The 19,065-nt window shown below is 68.0% G+C and carries 19 protein-coding genes; 7 read left to right on the top strand and 12 right to left on the bottom strand.

Annotation, left to right across the window (positions count from 1 at the left end; all coding sequences use genetic code 11):
* Window positions 1–219 precede the first annotated feature (219 nt).
* The 10 genes from NTY77_06445 to NTY77_06400 all read right to left on the bottom strand — a co-directional run bounded on the left by NTY77_06445 (window position 220) and on the right by NTY77_06400 (window position 10,467).
* Window positions 220–1,668: a signal peptidase II gene (locus NTY77_06445; protein ID MCX5795114.1), complete on the bottom strand. Its 1,449-nt coding sequence runs from the start codon at window positions 1,666–1,668 to the stop codon at window positions 220–222.
* A 146-nt stretch (window positions 1,669–1,814) separates the two neighbouring features.
* The gene (locus NTY77_06440; protein ID MCX5795113.1) at window positions 1,815–2,765 is read right to left on the bottom strand and encodes a radical SAM protein; all 951 of its coding nucleotides are present in this window, start codon (window positions 2,763–2,765) and stop codon (window positions 1,815–1,817) included.
* A gap of 78 nt (window positions 2,766–2,843) precedes the next feature.
* Window positions 2,844–3,821 carry a radical SAM protein gene (locus NTY77_06435; GenBank protein ID MCX5795112.1) on the bottom strand — a complete coding sequence of 326 codons (978 nt, stop codon included), beginning with the start codon at window positions 3,819–3,821 and terminating at the stop codon, window positions 2,844–2,846.
* Window positions 3,818–4,780 carry a prenyltransferase gene (locus tag NTY77_06430; protein MCX5795111.1) on the bottom strand — a complete coding sequence of 321 codons (963 nt, stop codon included), beginning with the start codon at window positions 4,778–4,780 and terminating at the stop codon, window positions 3,818–3,820. The genes NTY77_06435 and NTY77_06430 overlap by 4 nt, the downstream gene beginning before the upstream one ends.
* Window positions 4,765–5,724, bottom strand: a complete 960-nt coding sequence (locus tag NTY77_06425; GenBank protein MCX5795110.1) for a radical SAM protein — start codon at window positions 5,722–5,724, stop codon at window positions 4,765–4,767. The genes NTY77_06430 and NTY77_06425 overlap by 16 nt, the downstream gene beginning before the upstream one ends.
* A gap of 10 nt (window positions 5,725–5,734) precedes the next feature.
* The gene (locus tag NTY77_06420) at window positions 5,735–6,181 is read right to left on the bottom strand and encodes a PqqD family protein (protein ID MCX5795109.1); all 447 of its coding nucleotides are present in this window, start codon (window positions 6,179–6,181) and stop codon (window positions 5,735–5,737) included.
* Entirely contained in the window at window positions 6,181–7,134 is a 954-nt protein-coding gene (locus tag NTY77_06415; protein ID MCX5795108.1) for a polyprenyl synthetase family protein, read from the bottom strand. The genes NTY77_06420 and NTY77_06415 overlap by 1 nt, the downstream gene beginning before the upstream one ends.
* 53 nt (window positions 7,135–7,187) lie before the next feature.
* Complete coding sequence (locus tag NTY77_06410; protein MCX5795107.1) at window positions 7,188–8,363, bottom strand: LysM peptidoglycan-binding domain-containing protein; 1,176 nt, start codon at window positions 8,361–8,363, stop codon at window positions 7,188–7,190.
* Between the two features lie 60 nt (window positions 8,364–8,423).
* Complete coding sequence (locus NTY77_06405; protein ID MCX5795106.1) at window positions 8,424–9,617, bottom strand: glycine C-acetyltransferase; 1,194 nt, start codon at window positions 9,615–9,617, stop codon at window positions 8,424–8,426.
* 7 nt (window positions 9,618–9,624) lie between these two features.
* On the bottom strand, window positions 9,625–10,467 hold the full coding sequence (locus tag NTY77_06400; GenBank protein ID MCX5795105.1) for a proline dehydrogenase family protein: 843 nt from the start codon (window positions 10,465–10,467) through the stop codon (window positions 9,625–9,627).
* A 64-nt stretch (window positions 10,468–10,531) separates the two neighbouring features.
* Between NTY77_06400 and NTY77_06395 the strand changes: the two genes are divergently transcribed.
* The 3 genes from NTY77_06395 to hypE are packed head-to-tail and all read left to right on the top strand — an operon-like array spanning window position 10,532 to window position 12,905.
* Complete coding sequence (locus NTY77_06395) at window positions 10,532–10,780, top strand: HypC/HybG/HupF family hydrogenase formation chaperone (protein MCX5795104.1); 249 nt, start codon at window positions 10,532–10,534, stop codon at window positions 10,778–10,780.
* A complete protein-coding gene (gene hypD, locus NTY77_06390) occupies window positions 10,777–11,859 on the top strand; it encodes a hydrogenase formation protein HypD (GenBank protein MCX5795103.1) in 1,083 nt (360 codons plus the stop codon). The genes NTY77_06395 and hypD overlap by 4 nt, the downstream gene beginning before the upstream one ends.
* On the top strand, window positions 11,856–12,905 hold the full coding sequence (hypE, locus tag NTY77_06385) for a hydrogenase expression/formation protein HypE (GenBank protein ID MCX5795102.1): 1,050 nt from the start codon (window positions 11,856–11,858) through the stop codon (window positions 12,903–12,905). The genes hypD and hypE overlap by 4 nt, the downstream gene beginning before the upstream one ends.
* A 182-nt stretch (window positions 12,906–13,087) precedes the next feature.
* On the opposite strand, the gene NTY77_06380 is transcribed toward hypE, so the two are convergent.
* Window positions 13,088–13,843 (bottom strand): hypothetical protein, encoded by a 756-nt coding sequence (locus tag NTY77_06380; protein MCX5795101.1) that lies wholly within the window; start codon window positions 13,841–13,843, stop codon window positions 13,088–13,090.
* 102 nt (window positions 13,844–13,945) lie between these two features.
* Between NTY77_06380 and dacB the strand changes: the two genes are divergently transcribed.
* From dacB to NTY77_06360, 4 genes are all read left to right on the top strand, one after another.
* Entirely contained in the window at window positions 13,946–15,403 is a 1,458-nt protein-coding gene (gene dacB / locus NTY77_06375; protein ID MCX5795100.1) for a D-alanyl-D-alanine carboxypeptidase/D-alanyl-D-alanine-endopeptidase, read from the top strand.
* 87 nt (window positions 15,404–15,490) lie between these two features.
* Window positions 15,491–16,066, top strand: coding sequence for a thioredoxin family protein (locus NTY77_06370; protein MCX5795099.1), 576 nt, complete (start codon window positions 15,491–15,493; stop codon window positions 16,064–16,066).
* A complete protein-coding gene (locus NTY77_06365) occupies window positions 16,047–16,952 on the top strand; it encodes an EamA family transporter (protein MCX5795098.1) in 906 nt (301 codons plus the stop codon). Before NTY77_06370 ends, NTY77_06365 begins: the two co-directional genes overlap by 20 nt.
* Window positions 16,949–18,667, top strand: a complete 1,719-nt coding sequence (locus NTY77_06360) for a YgiQ family radical SAM protein (protein MCX5795097.1) — start codon at window positions 16,949–16,951, stop codon at window positions 18,665–18,667. The genes NTY77_06365 and NTY77_06360 overlap by 4 nt, the downstream gene beginning before the upstream one ends.
* Here NTY77_06360 and NTY77_06355 read toward each other — a convergent pair.
* Window positions 18,621–18,851, bottom strand: a complete 231-nt coding sequence (locus tag NTY77_06355; GenBank protein MCX5795096.1) for a hypothetical protein — start codon at window positions 18,849–18,851, stop codon at window positions 18,621–18,623. The genes NTY77_06360 and NTY77_06355 overlap by 47 nt on opposite strands.
* Window positions 18,852–19,065: the final 214 nt, after the last annotated feature.

Here is a 19,065-nt window from a genome sequence, read left to right as displayed (position 1 = left end):
CTTCGCTATCCGCTTCTTTCAGCGTGACCCTCGCGGACCATCGCCTTGCGTTTCGCTTGGAGTCCCTGCGACCAGGTTCTCCAGAGGACTTGCACCTCCCAGTCATGCTCATGCTGGGCACACCGCCGGCCTCGGAACCCCGTAGGGGTTCCGAGGGTCTTAACGGCAACGGCCGACGGAAGCGGGCCTTAAGTGACCGGCATTGGCGCTAAGGGCGGCTCAGGCCTTCTTCTTCTCGCCCTGCTCCGCCACGAACTTCTTGACGAAGCGGTCCACGCCCAGGGCCGCCAGGAAGCGCGAGATGCCCAGGAGCATGGAGAAGCCCATGATGTAGATGAAGGCGACGCTCTTCATGGCCAGCATGAGCGGCAGCTCCGTGGCTGCGGAGCCGAAGGCCCAGGCGATGAAGAAGCCGAGCAGCGGCAGGCCCAGGAAGCTCACGGTGCTGAAATGCAGGGGCGTGCCGTCGTGATGGGCCTTGGCGGCCTTCATGAAGAAGCTGGTGGCCAGCTGGAAGAAGGCCAGGCCCAGGAGCAGGGCCACGTCCGCGAAGTTCATGAGCGAGCGGCCCAGGGGGATCCAGTCGAGCGCTCCGCCCAGGCGGAAGGCGTCGACGCCGTTGCCGAGCATGCCGCCCAGCATCAAGGCGATGGAGAGGTCGTAGAGCTTCAGGGCCCAGCGCAAGGACGGGTGGTCCTTGGCCATGGTGTCGAAGCCGGAGAGCTCGACCTGGTAGAAGCCCAGGCGGCCGTTGCCCAGCTGCTTGGCCGACCAGCGCCAGACCTTGTGGTCGTTGGGCAGGGACTTGCGCGCGATGAAGGCCGTGACCCCGATGTAGGGGATGATGCCGGCCAGCAGCGGCGCGCGCCAGGCGCACTCGTGGAAAGCGGTGACCAGATACTTGACGGCCAGGGCCTTGGTCCCGAAGTCGATGCTGTAGATGAGAGCCGTCACAGCGAGTATGGGCAGGGCCCAGCGCAGGATGGTCTTGAGCTTGGAGGCGGCCGGGGCTTTCGCCGCGACGGCGGGGGCCGCCGGCGCCTGGGTCATCGCTCCTTGGTCCGCGGGAGCGGCGGGCTGGAGGACGGCTGAGGCTGCTGCCGAGCCTTCTGGTCCTGCCACCGGGACGGAGGATTCCTCCTTGGCGGAGGAGAAGATCGAGCGCAAGGTCTTGAGGATGCCGATCTGGACGCGCGAGGCCGGAGCCTGCAGGCGGCCGGGAGCGGCCTCGATGGCTTGGGCCTGCTCCACGAGGGCCGTCTGCCCGTCGACCGGGGCGGCGGTGTCGCGCTCAGCGGCCGGCGCGGCGAGGAGCTGGCCTGCGGCGGGAGAAGCGATGGTCTCGGCCACGGCGATAGGGCTTTCCAGGGCCAGGGCCTGGGGCGCGGCGAGATCCTGGACCGTGACCACCGGAGCGGCTTGCCCCGGCGACAGATGGGCGGTGAGCGCGACCTGGCTCAGGCTGAGCTGGATATTGAGATTGTTGGCGGCAGCGGCGTTGATGGAGCCGCCGACCATGCCCATGGACGCGCCGACCGGAGCCGTGACCTTGATGCTGGCGATCTGTCCTGCGGCTGCGTAGGCGGCGGGGCCGGGGCTTACAAGGAGGAGGGCCGCGCAGAGGATGGAGGAGGTCAGCTTTCCGGCAAGACCGGTCTTCTTGTCCATGCCCTCAGTGTAGGGCCCGACGGGTCTTACTGCGAAGGTCCTGTGGTACTGTGGGAGGAGATAATCGGCCTAAGCCGGATTAGGCCCGTCGGCCCAGCTCAAGCGTTGCGACTCAGTTTGTGAAGTTTGTGAGGGTCTGACCCCCGCTAGACGTCCCAGCACTCGTTGGCGTGGCGCAGCAGCTTCGGATCAGCGAGGACCTGGTCTATGAAATCGTTGACTTTGGGAGAGCTCCAGGCCCGGCAGACCGCCTGCCAGGCCTCGCTCAGGCTCTGCCGCCGGAGGTCTCCCGGCGCGAAAGGCAGGGCGTTGAGGAGCTTGGCCTTCCCGTCCGGGACCACCAGCATCATGGCCTGCGGGCTGTCCCGCCGCACGCGGATCTCCTCGCGCACGTCCCAAGGATAGATGGCCAGGCGCAGATCGCTCACCCGGGCCCGCTCCTCAAGGCAGGCCACGGTCCCCTGCCAATCGTTCTCCGAAGGCGCCAGAGTCTTCCAATGCGCGGCCGCCCGCCCCAGGCGCATCAGGGGCCCGGTCACGAAGGTCCGCGCTCCGATGCGCGAGGCGAGGTCGAAGACCGCGGGGGCGTCGGCCAGGTTGAGGCGCGTGGGCGTGAAGACCGCTTCCGGCCCCAGGCCCGCCTGCGCCAGCCGGCGCACGCTGGCCGCCGCACCGTCGAAAGAGCCGCCCGGCCGCACTCGGTCATGGACCGCGGCGCTGGCGCCGTCCAAGCTGATCTGCACGCAGGCGACATCCCATTCCTTGAGCCGCACGCAGGCGGCCTCGTCGAGGAGCAATCCATCCGTCTCGATCTTGAGGCCCACCCCGCCCGCATGCAGGACCGCGCAGACCTCCCAGAAATGCGGCACGGCCACGGGCTCACCCCCGCCGAAAGCCACATGGGGGATGCCGGCCGCGACGATGTCCCGCGCCAGCTGCAGGGCTTCTTCCCGGGCCAGTTCGCGCGGCCAGGCCCGGTCCGGGCCGGAGTCCTCGCAGCAGGGCAGGCAGCGGCAGCGGCAGACGTTGCTCAGCTGCCAGGCAAGAAAGAGGGGGGCGCGGTAGTCTCCTGCCGACGCCCCCCTCGGGTCCGTCACGTGAACCGAATGTAGGGCTGCGCCATCACTCGGTCGGTGACTTCCTCGATCGAGGGAGTCTCCCACGCGAGCTTCTCGTCAGCCTGCACGTCGGTCACAGTGTTGCGCTCGTCCATTCCTGTCTCCTACGCCCAGTCCTGCTTCCGGTCTGGGCAGATCGCCATAGATCAAGGCCTTGAGCGCATCGACCACGTCCGTCGATGCGCAGGCCGTCCGGTACGCGTCCCACGCCTCGGCCAAGGAGTCGCGGCGCAAATCCCCGCACAGCCAGGGCAGGACCGCCGAGACCCTGACCTTCCCGTCCGCCTGCACCGACAAGGTGCCCGGCGGCTCGCGGAGCCACTCCTCCACACCCTGGCGCAGTTCGAACGGGCGGTAGCAGACTTCCATGCGGCCCGCCAACTCCCGCTCCTTGCGCCCTAAGAGTCTAAGAAATTGTCCATAGTCTTGGGAAGAAGGTTCCAGCGCGTCCCAAAGCCGCGCGGCCCGGCCCAGCCGCATCAGCGCCCCGGTGTTGAACCGGAAAGCTCCCAGCTCCAGGGCGCAGTCCATGACCGCCTCCGCCTCCAGGATATTGAACCGGGTCGGGACGAAGGTCACCTCCAACGGCAGGCCCGCGCCGCGGACCCTGCGGCAAGTCTCCACGGCCGCTGGCAAGGAAGCGCCCGGGCGCAGCCGGCCGTAGCTCTGCTGGGTACTCCCGTCCAAGGAGACCTGGATGGAGCGCACAGGCAGCCGGGACAGACGCGCAATGGACTCGGCCTGGAGCCGCTGGCCGTTGGTCTCGACCTTGAGATACACGCCCGCCCGGCCCAGAGCCTCGGCGGTCGCCAAGAAATGAGGCGCGCCGGCCGGCTCGCCTCCGCCGAAGAGGACATAGGGCACTTCAGCCGACGCGATCTGCTCCGCCACCCGCAGGGCTTCCTCGGCGGAAAGCTCGTCGGGCAGCCGGCCCCCGGGCCGGGAGTCCGTGCAGCAGTGCAGGCAGGCCAGGTCGCACTCCCGGGTGAACTGCCAGGAGACCATGAGCGGGGCGCCGAAGGAGTCTATCCTCATCCCCCCCCCCAGGCGACCGCGATGATGAAGACCGCGGTGGCGACCATGTAGCACTGCACGATGCGGCGCACGGCCGGCACGAAGAGCCTGGGGGTGTCCCAGGTCGCGGCCGCGGCCCTGCCGCTGGCCCACAGCAGCGGCGCCCCGGCCAGCGCGGCCAGCGCCGCCGCGCGCGGGAAGAGTCCGAAAGCGGCGCCGCCCACCGCGATGAGCAGGCCGGCTCCCGCGAAAGCCAGGTAGAGCCGCACCCCGTTCCGCCGGCCCGCGCGCACCACGAGGTTGCGCTTGCCCACCAGCCGGTCCTGGTGGAAGTCCGGGATCTCGTTGACCACGGCCAGGGCCGTGATGAGCAATCCGGGCACCAGCGAGGCGGCCAGCGCCCCCCATGAGAAGCGGTGCGTGTGCAGCTGGAGACTGCCCAAGGTCATCCAGGGGCCGTAGGAGAGGCCGATGGCCGTCTCGCCCAGGCCGCGGTACACCCAGCGGATGGGCGGGCCCACGTAGAAGACCGCGGCCAAGCCGCCGAGCGCAGTGTAGAGCAGGATGGGCCAGCCCCCGCCGACGGCGAGGTAGAGCCCGATGCCGGCCGCTACCGTGAAAGCGGCGATGCCCAGCCGCAGCATCCACTCCGGGATGTCCTCCTCGTCGGAAGGGTTGAAGACCCGGTCCGTGCCCAGGCGCGCGTCGAAGTATTCGTTGAAGGACTCCACGCCCACCACGGAGAGGAAGATGCCCAAGAACCCCAGCCAGAAGACCTTGGCGTTGAAAGTCCCCTCCATCCCATAGGCCCAAGCAGCGCCCAAGAGGTAGGGCAAGAGACCGGCGTATAAGAAGAACCTGTAGCGGATGGTCGAGAAAATGGCACTCGGGACCGAAGGTCCCGAGTCCGACTGCCCCCCTACGAGGGGGGCAGTCGTGCCGTTAGGGGTGAGCGAACCGCTGCTCAAAGCGCCACCCACTCATGCAATCGCGAGATGGCCTTTTCGTCTTTGGCCAACTCATCGATGAAGCCCGTCACCTGCGGGTCCTTCCAAGCCTTCTGATAATGCTCCCACACCTCGGCCAGGCTCTGCCGGCGCAGGTCCCCGCAGGTGAAGGGCAGGGCGTTGATGAGCTTGACCCGGCCGTCGGGCAGGATGATGACGAGCGCGGCGGGATGCGCGGCGCGGGTGCGCAGCTCCTCCACGATGCCCAACTCATGGTAGCAGACGCGCATGCGGCCTTCCAGCTCCCGGGCCTTGGCTTTGACCGCCGAGAAGAACCCGGCGTACTGCTCTTCGGAGGGCGCGATCCTCTCCCAGGAGCGCACCGCCCGGCCCGTGTACATGAGCCGGCCGGTATAGAAGGCGTAGGCGCCGAGGGAGTGCGCCAGGTCCATGGCCGCGGCGACCTGGTCGACGTTGTGCCGGGTGGGCGCGAAATTGACCTCGACCTCGACTCCGGCTTCGCGCAGATCGCGGATGCCGTCCAGGATCTTGCGCAGGCTGGCTTTGGGCCGCAGCTGGCACAGGGCCTGCTCGCTGGTCCCATCCAAAGAGACCTGCACGGCCTTGACCTGGGCGTCGGCCAGGCGGCCGCAGGTCGCGGCATCGAGGTGCTGGCCGTTGGTCTCGAGCTTGAGGCCCACCCCCTGGCCCCGGAAGCGGTTCAGCAGATCGAAAAGCTGCGGGTGCAGGAGGGGCTCGCCGCCGGAGAAGGCCACGTAGGGCACCTCGGCCGCGATGAGCTCATCGACGATCCGGAAGGCCTCGCCGCGCGAGAGCTCGTCCGGGAAGGCCTGGCCGGGCCCCGAGTCTTCGATGCAGTGCAGGCAGCGCAGGTCGCACTCGTTGGTCAGCTGCCAGGCGGCGTAGAGCGGGCTCTTGAGGTCCGCGGCGCTGGCGCCCAGGCTTTCGGGGAGCACGACGGCCATCTTATTCCGTGACCAGCCCCTTCTTCTTGAGGTCGGCGAGGAAGGCCGCCGCCTCCCGCGCCAGCTTGCCGGTCTTGTCCGAGTACTTCTTCTGCAGGCGGCCGACCAAAGACCCGGCGTCGGCGCCGGAGACGATCTCGCGCACCACCGCGGCGCCGGTCGGACTCAAGGTGTAGACCTTCTCGGAGCGGGTCTCGAAGAGCACCGCGCCGAACTTCTCCTCGCGGAATTTCACGAACGGGGCCAGCCTCATGGAACCCTCCTTGTGGGCGCTCAGGCAGCACGCGGCGTCGCCCGCCTCCCGCGCGATGATGTCTTCCATCTCCGTCTTGACCTTGCGGCGCAGTTCCTCGCGGGAGACGCCGGTCTCCGGATCGTCCTCGAGGAGCGACTGGATGCTGAAATCCCCGGTGCGCCAGGCGCGGCGGATGAGAGCCTCGTAGCCCATCAGAATTCCCGGCGTTCCATGGCATCTATGAAGGAGCAGAAGCTGACGCTGAATTCCTTGACCGGCAGGGCCGCGGCCCAGGTCCGGATCGAACGCACCAGCTCCCGGGCCCGTCCCCGCGCCGCCTCCATGTGTCCGGAGGACTCCAGGAAGCTGGCCATGCGCTCCACCGAGGCTCGCCCCTCCCCCCCCGCCTCCCAGAGCCGAAGGAACTCCGGCCGCGCGGCCGGGTCGTTGAGCGCGAGGATAGCGGGCAAGGTCAGGCGCCGCTCGCAGAGGTCCCGGCCCGGCTCCTTGCCCGAGGCGGCCTTGGTCAGAGTGTAATCCTGGATGTCGTCTATGACCTGCAGGAGCATGCCCGCGGCGCTGCCCAAGCGCGGCGGGTCCGCGTCCGCGTGGGGCAGGGGCGAGAGCTCGGCCAAAGTGGCGCCGCACCACTCGAAAAGGGCGCCGGTCTTGCGGGAGATGACGCCAAGATAGGCTTCCACCGTGACGCCGACGCTGCCCTTGAGGAACTCCTCCTGGAGCTCGCCGACCGCCATCTCGCGGGCGGTGCTGATCATGCGCTTGGCCGACTGGGGGGTGAGGTCCACGACCTCCTCAAGCCCCTGGGCGAAGGCCAGGTCGCCCAGCAGCAAAGCCACGTTGACGCCGAAGACCTCGTTGGGCGTGGGGCGGCCCCGGCGCAAGCGGGCGAGGTCCACGCAGTCGTCGTGCAGCAGCGAGGCGTTGTGCACGAACTCCATGCCCCGGGCCGCGGCTTCGGATTTGGCCGTCTCCACGCCGAGGGCGGCGCCCAAGAGCAGGCAGAAGCGCGCGCGCAGCATCTTGCCGGGCCGGGCCATCTGCTCGGCCAATCCCTCTCCGACGCGGCCGGAGATGCGGCGGCTGCGGCTTTCCAGTCCGGAACGAACGCGCTCAAGGGATGCCTCGAGCGCCAGCAGGGCGGGCACGGAGAGATTATACCAAATCCGCCGGACCGGTCTTCCGGATGCTGCGCGGTCCCTTATTGCCGCGGTGAGGTCTTGGGAAGCGGGGGGATGACCAGCGTGCTGCCGAATTTCAGATCGTCCCCGTCCTTGAGCCCCGGATTGGCCCGCAGGATGAACTGGAAGTACGAGGCATTCCCGTAATATTTCTTGGCCAGCCTCGTCAGGCTGTCCCCCTTGCGCACGACGTGACTGCGGGGGCGGTCGGTCGCGACGGCAGGCTGTTGGCGCTTGACAGCCCCGGACGAGGCGGCAACCGGAGGGATCAGCACCGTGGCGCCCAGCTCCAGGTTCTGGCCATTGGCATCCCGGATGACTTCCCATCTCTGCGGATCCCCATAGTATCTTTGCGCGAGGTTCCAAAAGGTGTCCCCCTTCTGGACCACGTGGCGAGCCGCCGAAGGCTCCGGAGACTGAGGCGCCGGCTGAGGCGCCGGCTGGGACGCCGGCTGGGACGCCGGCCGGGACGGCGCGACCGCGGCATTGAGTTTCAGATCCTTCATGGACTTGTCGAAAGACTTCTTCAGCTCGTCCATGGTCCTTTCGAGGGATTCCTTGATCCATTCGTTGCTCGGATCGTAGGCCAAGCCCTCCCTGAAGGATTGGGCCGCCTGCGCGAGGTCGCCGGCGCGGTAGAAGCGGATCCCGGCCCGGAAGAGCTGCCGGGCCGACTCCGCGGCATCGGGAGTCGCGGGCTGGGTAGACGTCGCCACTTCGCTGAGGACCTGGGTGGAGGTCTTCGCGGGATACAGGTCAAGCGCGGTGCTCAGCAGGAGCATGGCATCCTTCTGACGGCCTTGCTCGTAAGAGTCGGCCGCGCCCCGCACCAGGGCCGTGAACATGCCCGAATCGGCGGGGGATGCCCCGCCCGAGGGCCGTCCTTCCTTTTTGACGGAATCCAGCACCTCGATGGCCTGGGACAGCCGCTTCTGGGACTCCGGGGAAGCCTTCGGCGCGCCGCCGGCCTTCAGCCCCGGCTCCAGGGCCGCCTCGCGCTTGCGGAGGTTCGACTGCCACAGATCCTTGAGCAGGGACTGGGCCCTTTGGTTATTGGGGTCGACCGCGATCTCTTCCAGGATGATACGCATGGCGGCCAGATCGTTCTGGGACGTCGTCGCCTCGCGGGCCGGGGCTTGGCACTGCCCGGGAGGAAGCCCCAGCAGCAAGAGGAGGGAGAGGCTGGCGTTGAGCATGGCGCTTTTTTGAGGACCTCGGTCTTTTAAGGTCGGATATTCTAGCATTATTCGCGTCGGCTAAATGAGGCCGAGCTCCCTGCCGACCTTCCCGAACTTCTCCAAGGCGAAGTCCAGGTCGCGCTCCGTGTGCCCCGAGGACACGATGGTGCGCAGGCGGTCCTTGCCCCTGGCCACGATCGGGTAGCAGATGGAGAGGGCGAAGACCCCCTCCTCGAAGAGCCGGGCGCTGAACTTCTGCGCCTTGGCCGTGTCGCCGACGATGACCGGCGTGATCGGCGTCTCGCTGGCCCCCGTGTCAAAGCCCAGCTTCTTCAAGCCCTCCTTGAAGTGGCGGGCGTTGTTCCAGAGCTTCTCGATGCGCTGAGGCTCCAGCAGCAGCAGGTCCAAGGCCGCGATGCAGGTCGCCGTCACCGACGGCGGATGCGAGCTGGAGAACATGAAAGGCCGCCCCACCGAGGCCAGATAGTCGCGCAGGGACTTCGAGCCCGCCACGTAGCCGCCGATGGCGGCCACGGCCTTGGACAAGGTCCCGATCTGGATCTGCACCCTCTGGGTCAGGCCGAAATGGTCCGGCGTGCCGCGGCCGTTGCGGCCCATCACGCCCGAGGCGTGCGCGTCGTCCACCATCACGAAGGCTCCGTGCTTCTCGGCCAGCTCCACGATCTGCGGCAGAGGCGCGAGGTCGCCGTCCATGCTGAAGACCCCGTCCGTCACGATCATCTTGCGCCGCGCGCCGCGCGCCTCGCCAGACTCCAGGATGGCCTTCAAGGCCTTCATGTCCTTGTGCGGATAGATCTTGCGCACGGCCTTGGAGAGCCTGCCCCCATCGATGATCGAGGCGTGGTTGAGCTCATCCGAGATCAGCAGGTCCTTCTCGTCGGACATCAGGCTCTGGCAGCAGGCGACGTTGACCGTGAAGCCCGATTGGAAGACCAAGGCCGCCTCGGTGCCCTTGAACTCCGCGAGCTTGCGCTCCAGCTGCATGTGGATGTCCATGGTCCCGATGATCGGCCGGACCGCGGCGGTGCCCACCCCGTACTTGTCGATGGCGGACTTGGCCGCGGCCTTCAGCGCCGGATGGTTGGCCAGGTCGAGGTAGTTGTTGGAGGTGAGGTTCACCACCTTCTTGCCGTCGATGACCGAGACCGGCTCCTGAGGGCCTTCCAGGATGCGCAGCTTGACGAAGCGGCCCTCGCTCTTGAGCTTGGCGATCTCCTCGTCCAGGAATCCCATCAGTTTCGCGGTGACCATGTCGGCCTCACTCGAAGAAGTTGCGCAGCACGAACAGCAGGTTCTCCTTGCGCTCCCGGATGCGGCGGTAGAAGTAAGGGAACCAGTGCGTCCCGTAAGGCGTGTAGATGCGCACCACATGCCCCGCCGCCGCCAGCTCCTTCCAGCGCCTGGCGCGCAGGCCGTAGAGCATCTGGATCTCATACTTCGGCTTGGGCAACCCGGCCTTCTCGGCGGCGGAGACGGCTGCGGCGATGCGGTCGTCGTCATGCGTGGCGAAGGCGGGGTTCGGGCCTTTGAGGAGCATCCCGGCCAGCTTGTCATAGTTGGAGTTGACGTCCTTCTTGTCGGGGAAAGCCAGCTCGGGCGGCTCCTTGTAGGCCCCCTTGCATAGGCGCACGCAGATGCCCGACTGGACCAGCTCCGCGACGTCATCTACGCTGCGGCGCAGCATGGCCTGGATCACGATGCCGACCTTCGGGTAGTAGGCCTTGGCCTGCCGGAGCAGGTCCAAGGTCTTGTCCGTGTAGCCCGTGCCCTCCATGTCGATGCGCACGAAATTGTCGTAGGTCCTGGCCTCGTCAAGCACCCGGAAGAGGTTGTCCTTGCAGAAGCCCAGGTCCAGCCCCATGCCGAACTGGGTGAGCTTGAGCGAGACGTTGCAGTCGAGCTTCTCCGCCGCGATGCGGCCCAGCATCTTGACGTACTCGTCGCGGGCCCCGGTCGCCTGCTCGCGGGTCTGGCACTCCTCGCCCAGATTATCGAGGGTCGCCTTGATGCCCTCGGAGTTGAGCCTCCTGACCTGGAGCACCGCCTCCTCCAGGGTGTCTCCGGCCACGAAACGGCGCGCCATGAAAGTGAGCAATCTCATGGCTTGAATCTATCATTTTTTCTAATAGTCCGTGTAGTCCGGTCAAATTTTGTAAATTATGCATATGTGCCTTGGCATCCCGGGCAAGGTCGTCAGCATCGCCGCTGAAGCAGGCGGCCTGTCCACGGGCCGGATCGACTTCAACGGCATCGTCAAAGACGCCTGCCTCGCCTACGTCCCGGAGGCCAAGATCGGCGATTACGTCATCATCCACGCCGGCTTCGCCATCAGCGTCATAGACGAGGCCGAGGCGGCGGAGACCTTCAGGTACCTCGAAGAGCTCGACGCGGCCGCGGCCAAGGAAGCCCGGTGAAGTACCTCGACGAGTACCGCGACCGCAGAGCCGCCGAGCGCTACGCCAAGCTCCTCCAGGCCTTGACCCGGCATCCTTGGACCGTCATGGAGGTCTGCGGCGGCCAGACCCATGCCATCGTGCGCTTCGGCATCGACCAGCTCATCCCGGCGCAGCTCTCCTTGGTCCACGGCCCGGGCTGTCCCGTCTGCGTGACCCCCTTGGAGCTCATCGACCGAGCGATCGCGGTCAGCCGCCGGCCCGAGGTGGTGTTCTGCTCCTTTGGAGACATGCTCCGCGTGCCCGGCTCCCGGGGCAGCCTGCTCGAGGCCCGCGCCCAGGGAGCGGACATCCGCATCGTCTATTCCCCCCTCGACGCGGTCGCGCTCGCCCGGCAGCTCCCCGACCGGCAGGTGGTGTTCTTCGCGGTGGGCTTCGAGACCACCGCGCCCATGACCGCCATGGCGGCCAAGCAGGCCCAGACCCTCGGCTTGGCCAACTTCTCCATGCTCGTGGCTCACGTGCTCGTGCCCCCGGCGATGGAGGCCATCCTCTCCTCCCCCTCCAACAAGGTGCAGGGTTTCCTCGCCGCCGGGCATGTCTGCACCGTGGCTGGGTTTGCGGAGTACGGTCCCCTGGCGGCCAAGTACAAGGCCCCCATCGTGGTGACCGGCTTCGAGCCCCTCGACATATTCCAGGGACTGGCCATGCTGGTGCGCCAGCTCGAGCGCGGGACCTGCGCGGTCCAGAACCAGTACGCCCGCTCGGCGCGGGCCTCGGGCAACCAGGCCGCCATCGCTTTGGTGCGCGAGGTCTTCGAGCCCTGCGACAGGCAATGGCGCGGCATCGGCCCGATCGCGGAGAGCGGACTGCGCTTGCGGGCTGCCTATGCCTCCATGGACGCGGAGCAGCGCTTCCAAGTGGAGGGCGTAGTCGCAGCCGAGCCCAAGGAATGCCTCGCCGGCGAGGTCCTGCGGGGGCTGCGCAAGCCCCACCAATGCCCGGCCTTCGGGACCCTCTGCACCCCCGACAACCCCCTCGGGGCGCCCATGGTCTCCTCCGAAGGCGCCTGCGCCGCTTACCATAGATATCATCGATGAAGGAAGAATTCACCCTATCCTGTCCGGTCCCGCATGCTCCCGGCGGCACGGTGACTCTGGCGCACGGCAGCGGCGGCCGCCTCATGCACCAACTCATCGCCAAGATATTCCTCTCCGCCTTCACGGATCCCGCCCTGCACGAGGCGCACGACGGGGCGCGCCTGGAGCCCTGCCAGGACCGCCTCGCCTTCACCACGGATTCCTTCGTGGTGCGCCCCATATTCTTCCCGGGCGGGGACATCGGCTCGCTCTCGGTCCACGGCACCTGCAACGACCTCGCCATGTGCGGAGCCCAGCCGATGTATCTGAGCTGCGGCTTCATCATAGAGGAGGGGCTCAGCCTCGACGCGCTCGCTCAGGTAGCCCAGTCCATGTCCCGCGCCGCCTCCGAGGTCGGGGTGCGCATCGTGACCGGCGACACCAAAGTAGTGGAGCGCGGCAAGGGCGACGGCCTCTACCTCAACACCGCCGGGGTCGGCCGCATCCTGGCTCCCAACCCCGTTTCTCCGGAACGCGTGCGGCCCGGACAGGTCGTAATCATCAGCGGCGACGTGGGCGCGCACGGAGCCGCCATCCTCTCCGTGCGCGAGGGGCTCAAGTTCGAGACCGCCCTGACCAGCGACGCGGCGCATCTCTGGCCAGCGGTGCGCGCTTTGCTGGAGGCGGAAGCGGACGTTGCCTGCCTGCGCGACCTCACGCGCGGCGGCTTGGCCACGGCCCTCAACGAGATCGCCCAAAAATCCGGCTGCGGCATCTCCATCGACGAGGAGAAGGTCCCGGTCCGCCGCGAGGTGGAAGGCGCCTGCGAGATGTTCGGGCTCGACCCGCTCTACATGGCCTGCGAGGGCCGGCTCGTGGCCTTCGTGCCGCCCGACCATCGCGAGCGCACTTTGACGGCCCTGCGCTCAGCGGGCTGTTCCCCGGCGGTCATCGGCCAAGTCGCGGAGAAGCCCGCCGGGGAAGTGCGCCTCAAGACCCGCATCGGCGTGGAACGGGTGCTCGACATGAGCGGAAAGGACTGTGTCCGGACACAGTCCTTTCGGTAGCGGGCAACAGTCCGTCCCCGAACTGGCGAGCCGAAGGCTCGCCAGTCGCGCCGAAGGCGCCATCCTTCGTGCAACCTATCGGATGGGTTCTGCCGCCCCGCTGCGCGGGTCGGTTGCGCCCGGCAGACGGCCGCCGGGCGCTCGCAGAACGGACTTTATCAGCAGCCTGCTAGCCCAGGGAGCTACATCTCGACGAGAAAGACGACCGTCAGACCGCGGTCGGATCGGCCGGTCTTGAGCAGCCTGAAAGAACGGCCGCGGGGGATGAGCACCTCTTTTTCAGCTGAAAGCTCCTGGGTGCTCCGGTCGTAGGACAACAGCCGGCCGGACTGGCTGAAGATCACCGTGATATAGCCGTCCGCCCCCGCGTAATGCTCCGCGATGGCGGGGTCCATGGTCGTCGACACGAAGGCGGGATCGATGAAGGCGGTTCCCGGCGCGAGGGTAGCGGAAGGTGGGTAGGCCGAACCGCGGAAGACGACCCCCCGAAAGACCGGAAAACCGCCCAACGCCAGATCGAGCCGGGCCAACGGCGCCCGGTTCGCGTCAAGGTATCGGGAATCACCCTCCCGCAAGGCCCTGTTGACCAGGTAGGCCCACGTATCAACATAATACCCGACGATCCTTCGGTCCGAGTCCGAGGCAGCGCCGGAGGGCGCGGCCTCGCCGATGGCGGACTGGGAGCGCCAAGCCAGATCGAGGCACTCGCTCATCACCGCCGCGGGGATATCAGCGAGGGGCTTCTTGAGCTCGGCCGCGCAGTCCGGCCGGGAGGCGGCCTGCGCGGCGGCCGGCACCGGGACCGCCGCCGACCGCGAATCGACCCCGGACGCGGCCGCGGCCGCGAAGAGCTGAGAGAAGGCTCCGGAGGGCTGCTCCTGGCCCAGGCCGACGGAAGTCCCGAGCGTCAGGATCAAGATGGTCAAGAGCTTCGACATGTCGCTGATATTTTAGGCGGGGAAGGCGCCCGGCGCATGGGTCCGATGGGAGTCCAACGCCTAGGTCCAGGGCCCGCCGGGTTTTGATATCATAGCGTGCCCATGGGCCATGCTTGCCACGATGCGAAGCTCGCGCTTCTGCTGCTCTGTCTATCCACGAGCAGGGAGCTCGCCGCCCAAGGCTTCCCGGCCGCCGCCGAGGAGATCTTCGCCGCGAAGTCATTGAGCAGCGCTACGGTGGGAGCCCTCTTCGTCTCGGTCGCAGATGGCGTCACTCACTACTCGCGCAGTCCCGACCTCCCCCTGCTGCCGGCCTCCACGGCCAAGCTGGCCAGCTCCGCCGCGGCCCTGGATTTCCTCAAGCCTGAGTTCAGCTTCGCCACCTCCTTTCTCATCGACAAGAAGGACCAAGGCCAGAAGAAGCTCTCCGTCCTGGTCTGGCGCGGCACGGGAGATCCGTCCATCTCGGGCCGCGGCCGCGCCAGCCGCGAGGAGGTCTTCGAGGTTTGGGCCTCCTCGTTGGCCGCTCTGGGAGTATCCCAGGTCAAGCGCCTGGTCCTCGATACGCGCTACTTCGAAGGCCCGGCCACGGTCCCGGCCTGGCCCGAGGACGAGCTGGCCTACTGGTACGAGGCCGAGACCTCGCCCATCTCCTTCAACGACAACTGCGTGGACCTGGAGTTCCGCCCGGCGGCCAAGCCGGGCCGCAGGCCCCAGATACTCCTGGCCCCGGACTACGGCTACGTCAAGGTCAAGAACAAGGCGAAGACCGGGCCCGCGGACGGCCCTTACACCATGGGCACGAGCTACCATCGCAAGCCCGATTCCAACCAGGTCGAGTTCACCGGCCTCATCCCCGCCGACGGCCAGGTCCGCCGCGACTACGCCTCCGTGCACGACCCGGCCCGGTTCGCGGCCGAGACCTTGAAGCGGGTCTGGCGCAGGAAGGGCATCGAGGTCTCGAAGATCGTGCTCTGGGAGAAGGCCGGATTGCAGGAGGATGAGCTCGCCCCCCTCCTGGTCTGGCGGTCGGAGCCATTGGCGGAACTGGTCAAGATCATCAACAAGAACAGCCAGAACTTCTACGCGGAACAACTCCTCAAGACCTTGGGGAAGGAAGCTTCGGGACACGGCAGCTTCGCGGCCGGCCTGGAGGCGGTGCGCGCATTCCTGCTGCGCGCGGGGCTCACGGACGCCCAGTTCCACCTCGTAGACGGCAGCGGCCTCTCCGAACAGGACCGCTTCACGGCGTCCGGGTTGGTGAGAGTCTTGATCCACATGCGCTCCACGCCGCTCTTCCCGGTCTACTTCGAGTCCTTGGCGGTGCCCGGCGTGGACCGCGCGGCCAAGGACCGGATGAAGGGAGACCCTCTGGCCTCGGGCATGCGCCTCAAGCGCGGCACCGTGGGCCACGCGCGCAACCTGGCCGGCTACCTGCGCTCCGCCTCGGGGAAGCTCTACGCCTTCGCGGTGCTGGTCAACGGAGCGGACCTGGACCGCCGCGGGGTGGACGAGGCCCTGGACCGGCTCTGCTTGGCCGCGGCGCACAAGCTTCCCTGAGCTCAAGCGGGCTATAATATGATCATGAGAATAGCACCCATCGCCGCCGGCGCGCTTATTATCGTCCTGGCTGCGGGAGGCCATACCATGCTGACCGAATCCAAGATGCTGCCCCTGGGGACCAAGGCCCCGTCCTTCGAGATGACCGACACCGTCTCCGGCAAGACCATCGGCCTCAAGACGTTCCAAGCTCAAAAAGCCCTGCTGGTCATGTTCATCTGCCAGCACTGCCCCTACGTCCAGCACGTCAAAGGCGAACTCGCCCGCCTGGGCAAGGATTACGCGGCCAAGGGCGTGGGCATCGTGGCCATCAGCGCCAACGACCCGAAGGCGTACCCGCAGGACGCTCCCAAAGAGCTGGCCGCCTTCGCCAAGAAGGAGGGCTTCGCCTTCCCCTTGCTCTTCGACGAGAGCCAGGCCGTGGCCAAGGCGTACTCCGCGGTCTGCACCCCGGACTTCTTCCTCTTCGACCAGGACCGCAGGCTGGTCTACCGCGGCCAGCTCGACGACAGCCGCCCCGGCAGCGGCAAGGCGGTCACGGGCCAGGACTTGCGCGCGGCGCTGGACGCGGTGCTGGCCGGCAAGCCGGTGGACGCCAGGCAGAGGCCCAGCGCGGGCTGCAGCATCAAGTGGAAGCCCGGCAATGAGCCAGCCGGCCGATAGGGCCACGGCCGCGGGCCTGGCGGCCCTGCTCATCTGGTCCACTTCGGTGGCGCTCATGCGCGGCATGAGCGAGTCCGTCGGTCTGCTCACGGGCCCGGCCCTGGCCTCCCTCATCGGAGGGCTCCTCGCCCTGGCCTGGGTGCGCCTGCGCGGCGGCAGCGTCACCGCCATGCTGCGCCTGCCGCCCAAGTACCTCTACGGCTGCGGCGCGCTCTTCATCTCCTGCAACGTGGGTCTCTACCTGGCGGTCGGCGCCTGCGCCGACCGCAGCCAGACCTTGGTGGTGGCGCTCGTCAACTACCTCTGGCCGGTGCTGACCGTGGCCCTCTCCGTGCCCATCCTCGGCCGCAAGGCCCGGGCTTTCCTGCCCTGGGGCTGCCTGGTGGCCGTGGCCGGAACGGCCGCGGCCCTGCTGGGCGGCGCGCCCCACGCGGCCGTAGACGTCGGCTTCTGGGCCACCGGCCGCGGCCTCTTCGCCTTGGCCATGGGCCTGGTGGCGGCCGTCTCCTGGGGCCTTTACTCCAACCTGGCCCGGCTCTGGGGCGACCCCGAGCGAGGCGCGGTGCCGCTCTTCGCGCTGGCCACAGCCGCGGCCCTGGGGCTGCTCCTGCTGCTGCGGCCGGAGACGCCGCGCTGGAGCCTGCGCGCGGTCCTGGAAGTCGCGACCTTGGGCGTGGCCTCGCTCATGGCCGCCTACGCCCTCTGGGACCTGGGCATGCGCCGGGGCGACCACGCTTTGCTCGGCGTGTGCAGCTACTTCGTGCCCGTCAGCTCGACGCTCTTCTCCGCCCTCTATCTGGGAGTGCGGCCGGGCTGGAATGTCCTGGCAGGCTGCGCCTTGGTCGCGGCCGGCGCGCTGATGTCGAGCCGGGCGATGAAGACATGAGCTCCCCGAGATTCCTGCCCACGACGCGCGCCGAGATGTCGGCTTTGGGCTGGGACGAGCTCGACGTGCTCCTGGTGACCGGGGACGCCTATGTCGACCATCCGGCCTTCGGAGCGGCATTGCTCGGGCGCTGGCTCGCAGCGCAGGGCTGGCGCGTTGGGATCGCGGCCCAGCCCCGCTGGGACCGCACCGACGACATCCTGCGCCTGGGGCGGCCCCGCCTCTTCGCCGGGGCCAGCGCCGGGGCGCTGGACTCCATGCTCGCCCATTACACCGCCTTCCGCAAGAAGCGCTCGGACGACGCCTACACCCCGGGCGGGACCTCCGGCTCCCGGCCCAACCGCGCTGGCATCGTCTACGCGGGCCTGCTCAAGCGCGCCTTCCCGGGCCTGCCCGTGGTGCTGGGCGGCATCGAGGCTTCCCTGCGCCGGGCCGCGCACTACGACTTCTGGAGCGACTCCTTGCGGCGCTCCATCCTGCTCGACTCCAAGGCCGACCTGCTGGTCTACGGGATGGGCGAGCGCGCGGTCTCGGAGCTCGCCCGCCGCCTGGCTGACGGCGGCGGCCTGCGCGGCATCCCGGGGACCGCGTTCATGGGCGGCCCCACGGACCTGCCTGCGGGAGCCGCCTGCCTGCGTCTGCCTTCCTATGAGGAGCTCCGGGCCGACCCCAAGAAGCTCATGCGGGCCACCTTGGACCTGGAGGCCCAGATGCGTTCGGGCAGTTGGGCCCTGCAGGAGCACGCAGAGCGCGCCGTGGTCTTCGCCCCTCCGGCCGAGCCGCTGGACTCGGCGGAGCTCGACCGGCTCTACGCTTTGCCCTTCACGCGTCTGGCGCATCCCTCATATCGGGAGGCCATACCGGCCGTGGAGATGATCCGCTTCAGCCTCACCGCGCACCGGGGCTGCGCCGGCGGCTGCAGTTTCTGCGCCCTGGCCCTGCATCAGGGGCGCAGGATAGCCTCGCGCAGCCGGCAGTCCTTGGCCTGCGAGGCCTCCGCGCTGGCCCGGCGGCCGGACTGGGACGGCTCGATCACCGATGTGGGCGGCCCGAGCGCGAACATGTGGGGCGCGAGCTGCGCGGCGGATCCCAAGGCCTGCCGCAGGCCGAGCTGCCTGACGCCGGCGATCTGCCCGAACTTCCAGGACGACCAGGAGGGGCTGGTCGAGCTGCTGCGCGCCCTGCGCGGGCTGCCGGGAGTCAAGCACGTGCGCGTGGCCAGCGGGGTGCGCCATGACTTGGCCCTGAGGAGTCCCGCTTACTGCCGCGCTCTGGCCGCGGAGTTCACGGGCGGTCAGCTCAAGCTCGCTCCGGAGCACGCCTGCGACGCGGTGCTGGCGCTCATGCGCAAGCCGGCGTTCAAGGTCTTCGAGCGCTTCCTTTCCCTGTTCGACCAGGAGTCCCGCGCCGCGGGCAAGGAGCAGTACGTGGTGCCCTACCTTATGAGCGCCTTTCCCGGCTGCACGGACGGGGACATGCGCGCGCTGGCGGGCTGGCTCAAGGCCAGGGGCTGGAAGCCGCGGCAGGCGCAATGCTTCATCCCGGTGCCGGGGACGGTCGCGACCGCGATGTTCTACGCGGGGATCGACCCGGAGGGGCGGCGCATCAGCGTGGCGCGCACGGACGCCGAGAGGCTGCGCCAGCACCGCATCCTGACCGAGGGCTGGGCTAGTCCCTTACGTAGAAGGTCGCCACGCTCAGCGCCGCGCCGATAAGGTAGAGCAGCATCGTGTTGGGGACGAAGTACGGATAGACCATGAGCACCCCGCCGAGCACCATCAGCTTGAAGTGGCCCTGTTTCTTCCCGTACATGAAGGCCACGAACCCCACACCGGAGAAGATCAGGTTGCCGATGATGTTCGCCATCGACATGCTGCTCACGATGGCTGCTAGGTCCATGGTCGGCTATCATACCATGTCGTGAGGCGCTACATGGGCGGTCGTGGCTCTGCGCCCTGAAATTCCGGCCCTGCTGTTTGGGCCGGAATCGCGCGTCGCCGAAGGCGATGCGCCCGGAGGCGATGGGAGGTCAAGCCGAGGGGTGAAATCCGGAAAAAGTGTAACCTATGTCCCCGGACACTTTTGTCACCCTGTGTTCCCGGCCGTTCAGAAG

Source organism: Elusimicrobiota bacterium (assembly GCA_026388095.1).
In the GTDB taxonomy this organism is placed as follows: Bacteria; Elusimicrobiota; Elusimicrobia; order UBA1565; family UBA9628; genus UBA9628.
Note: the sequence above shows the minus strand (reverse complement) of the source record. Positions and strands in the feature narration are given on the sequence as shown.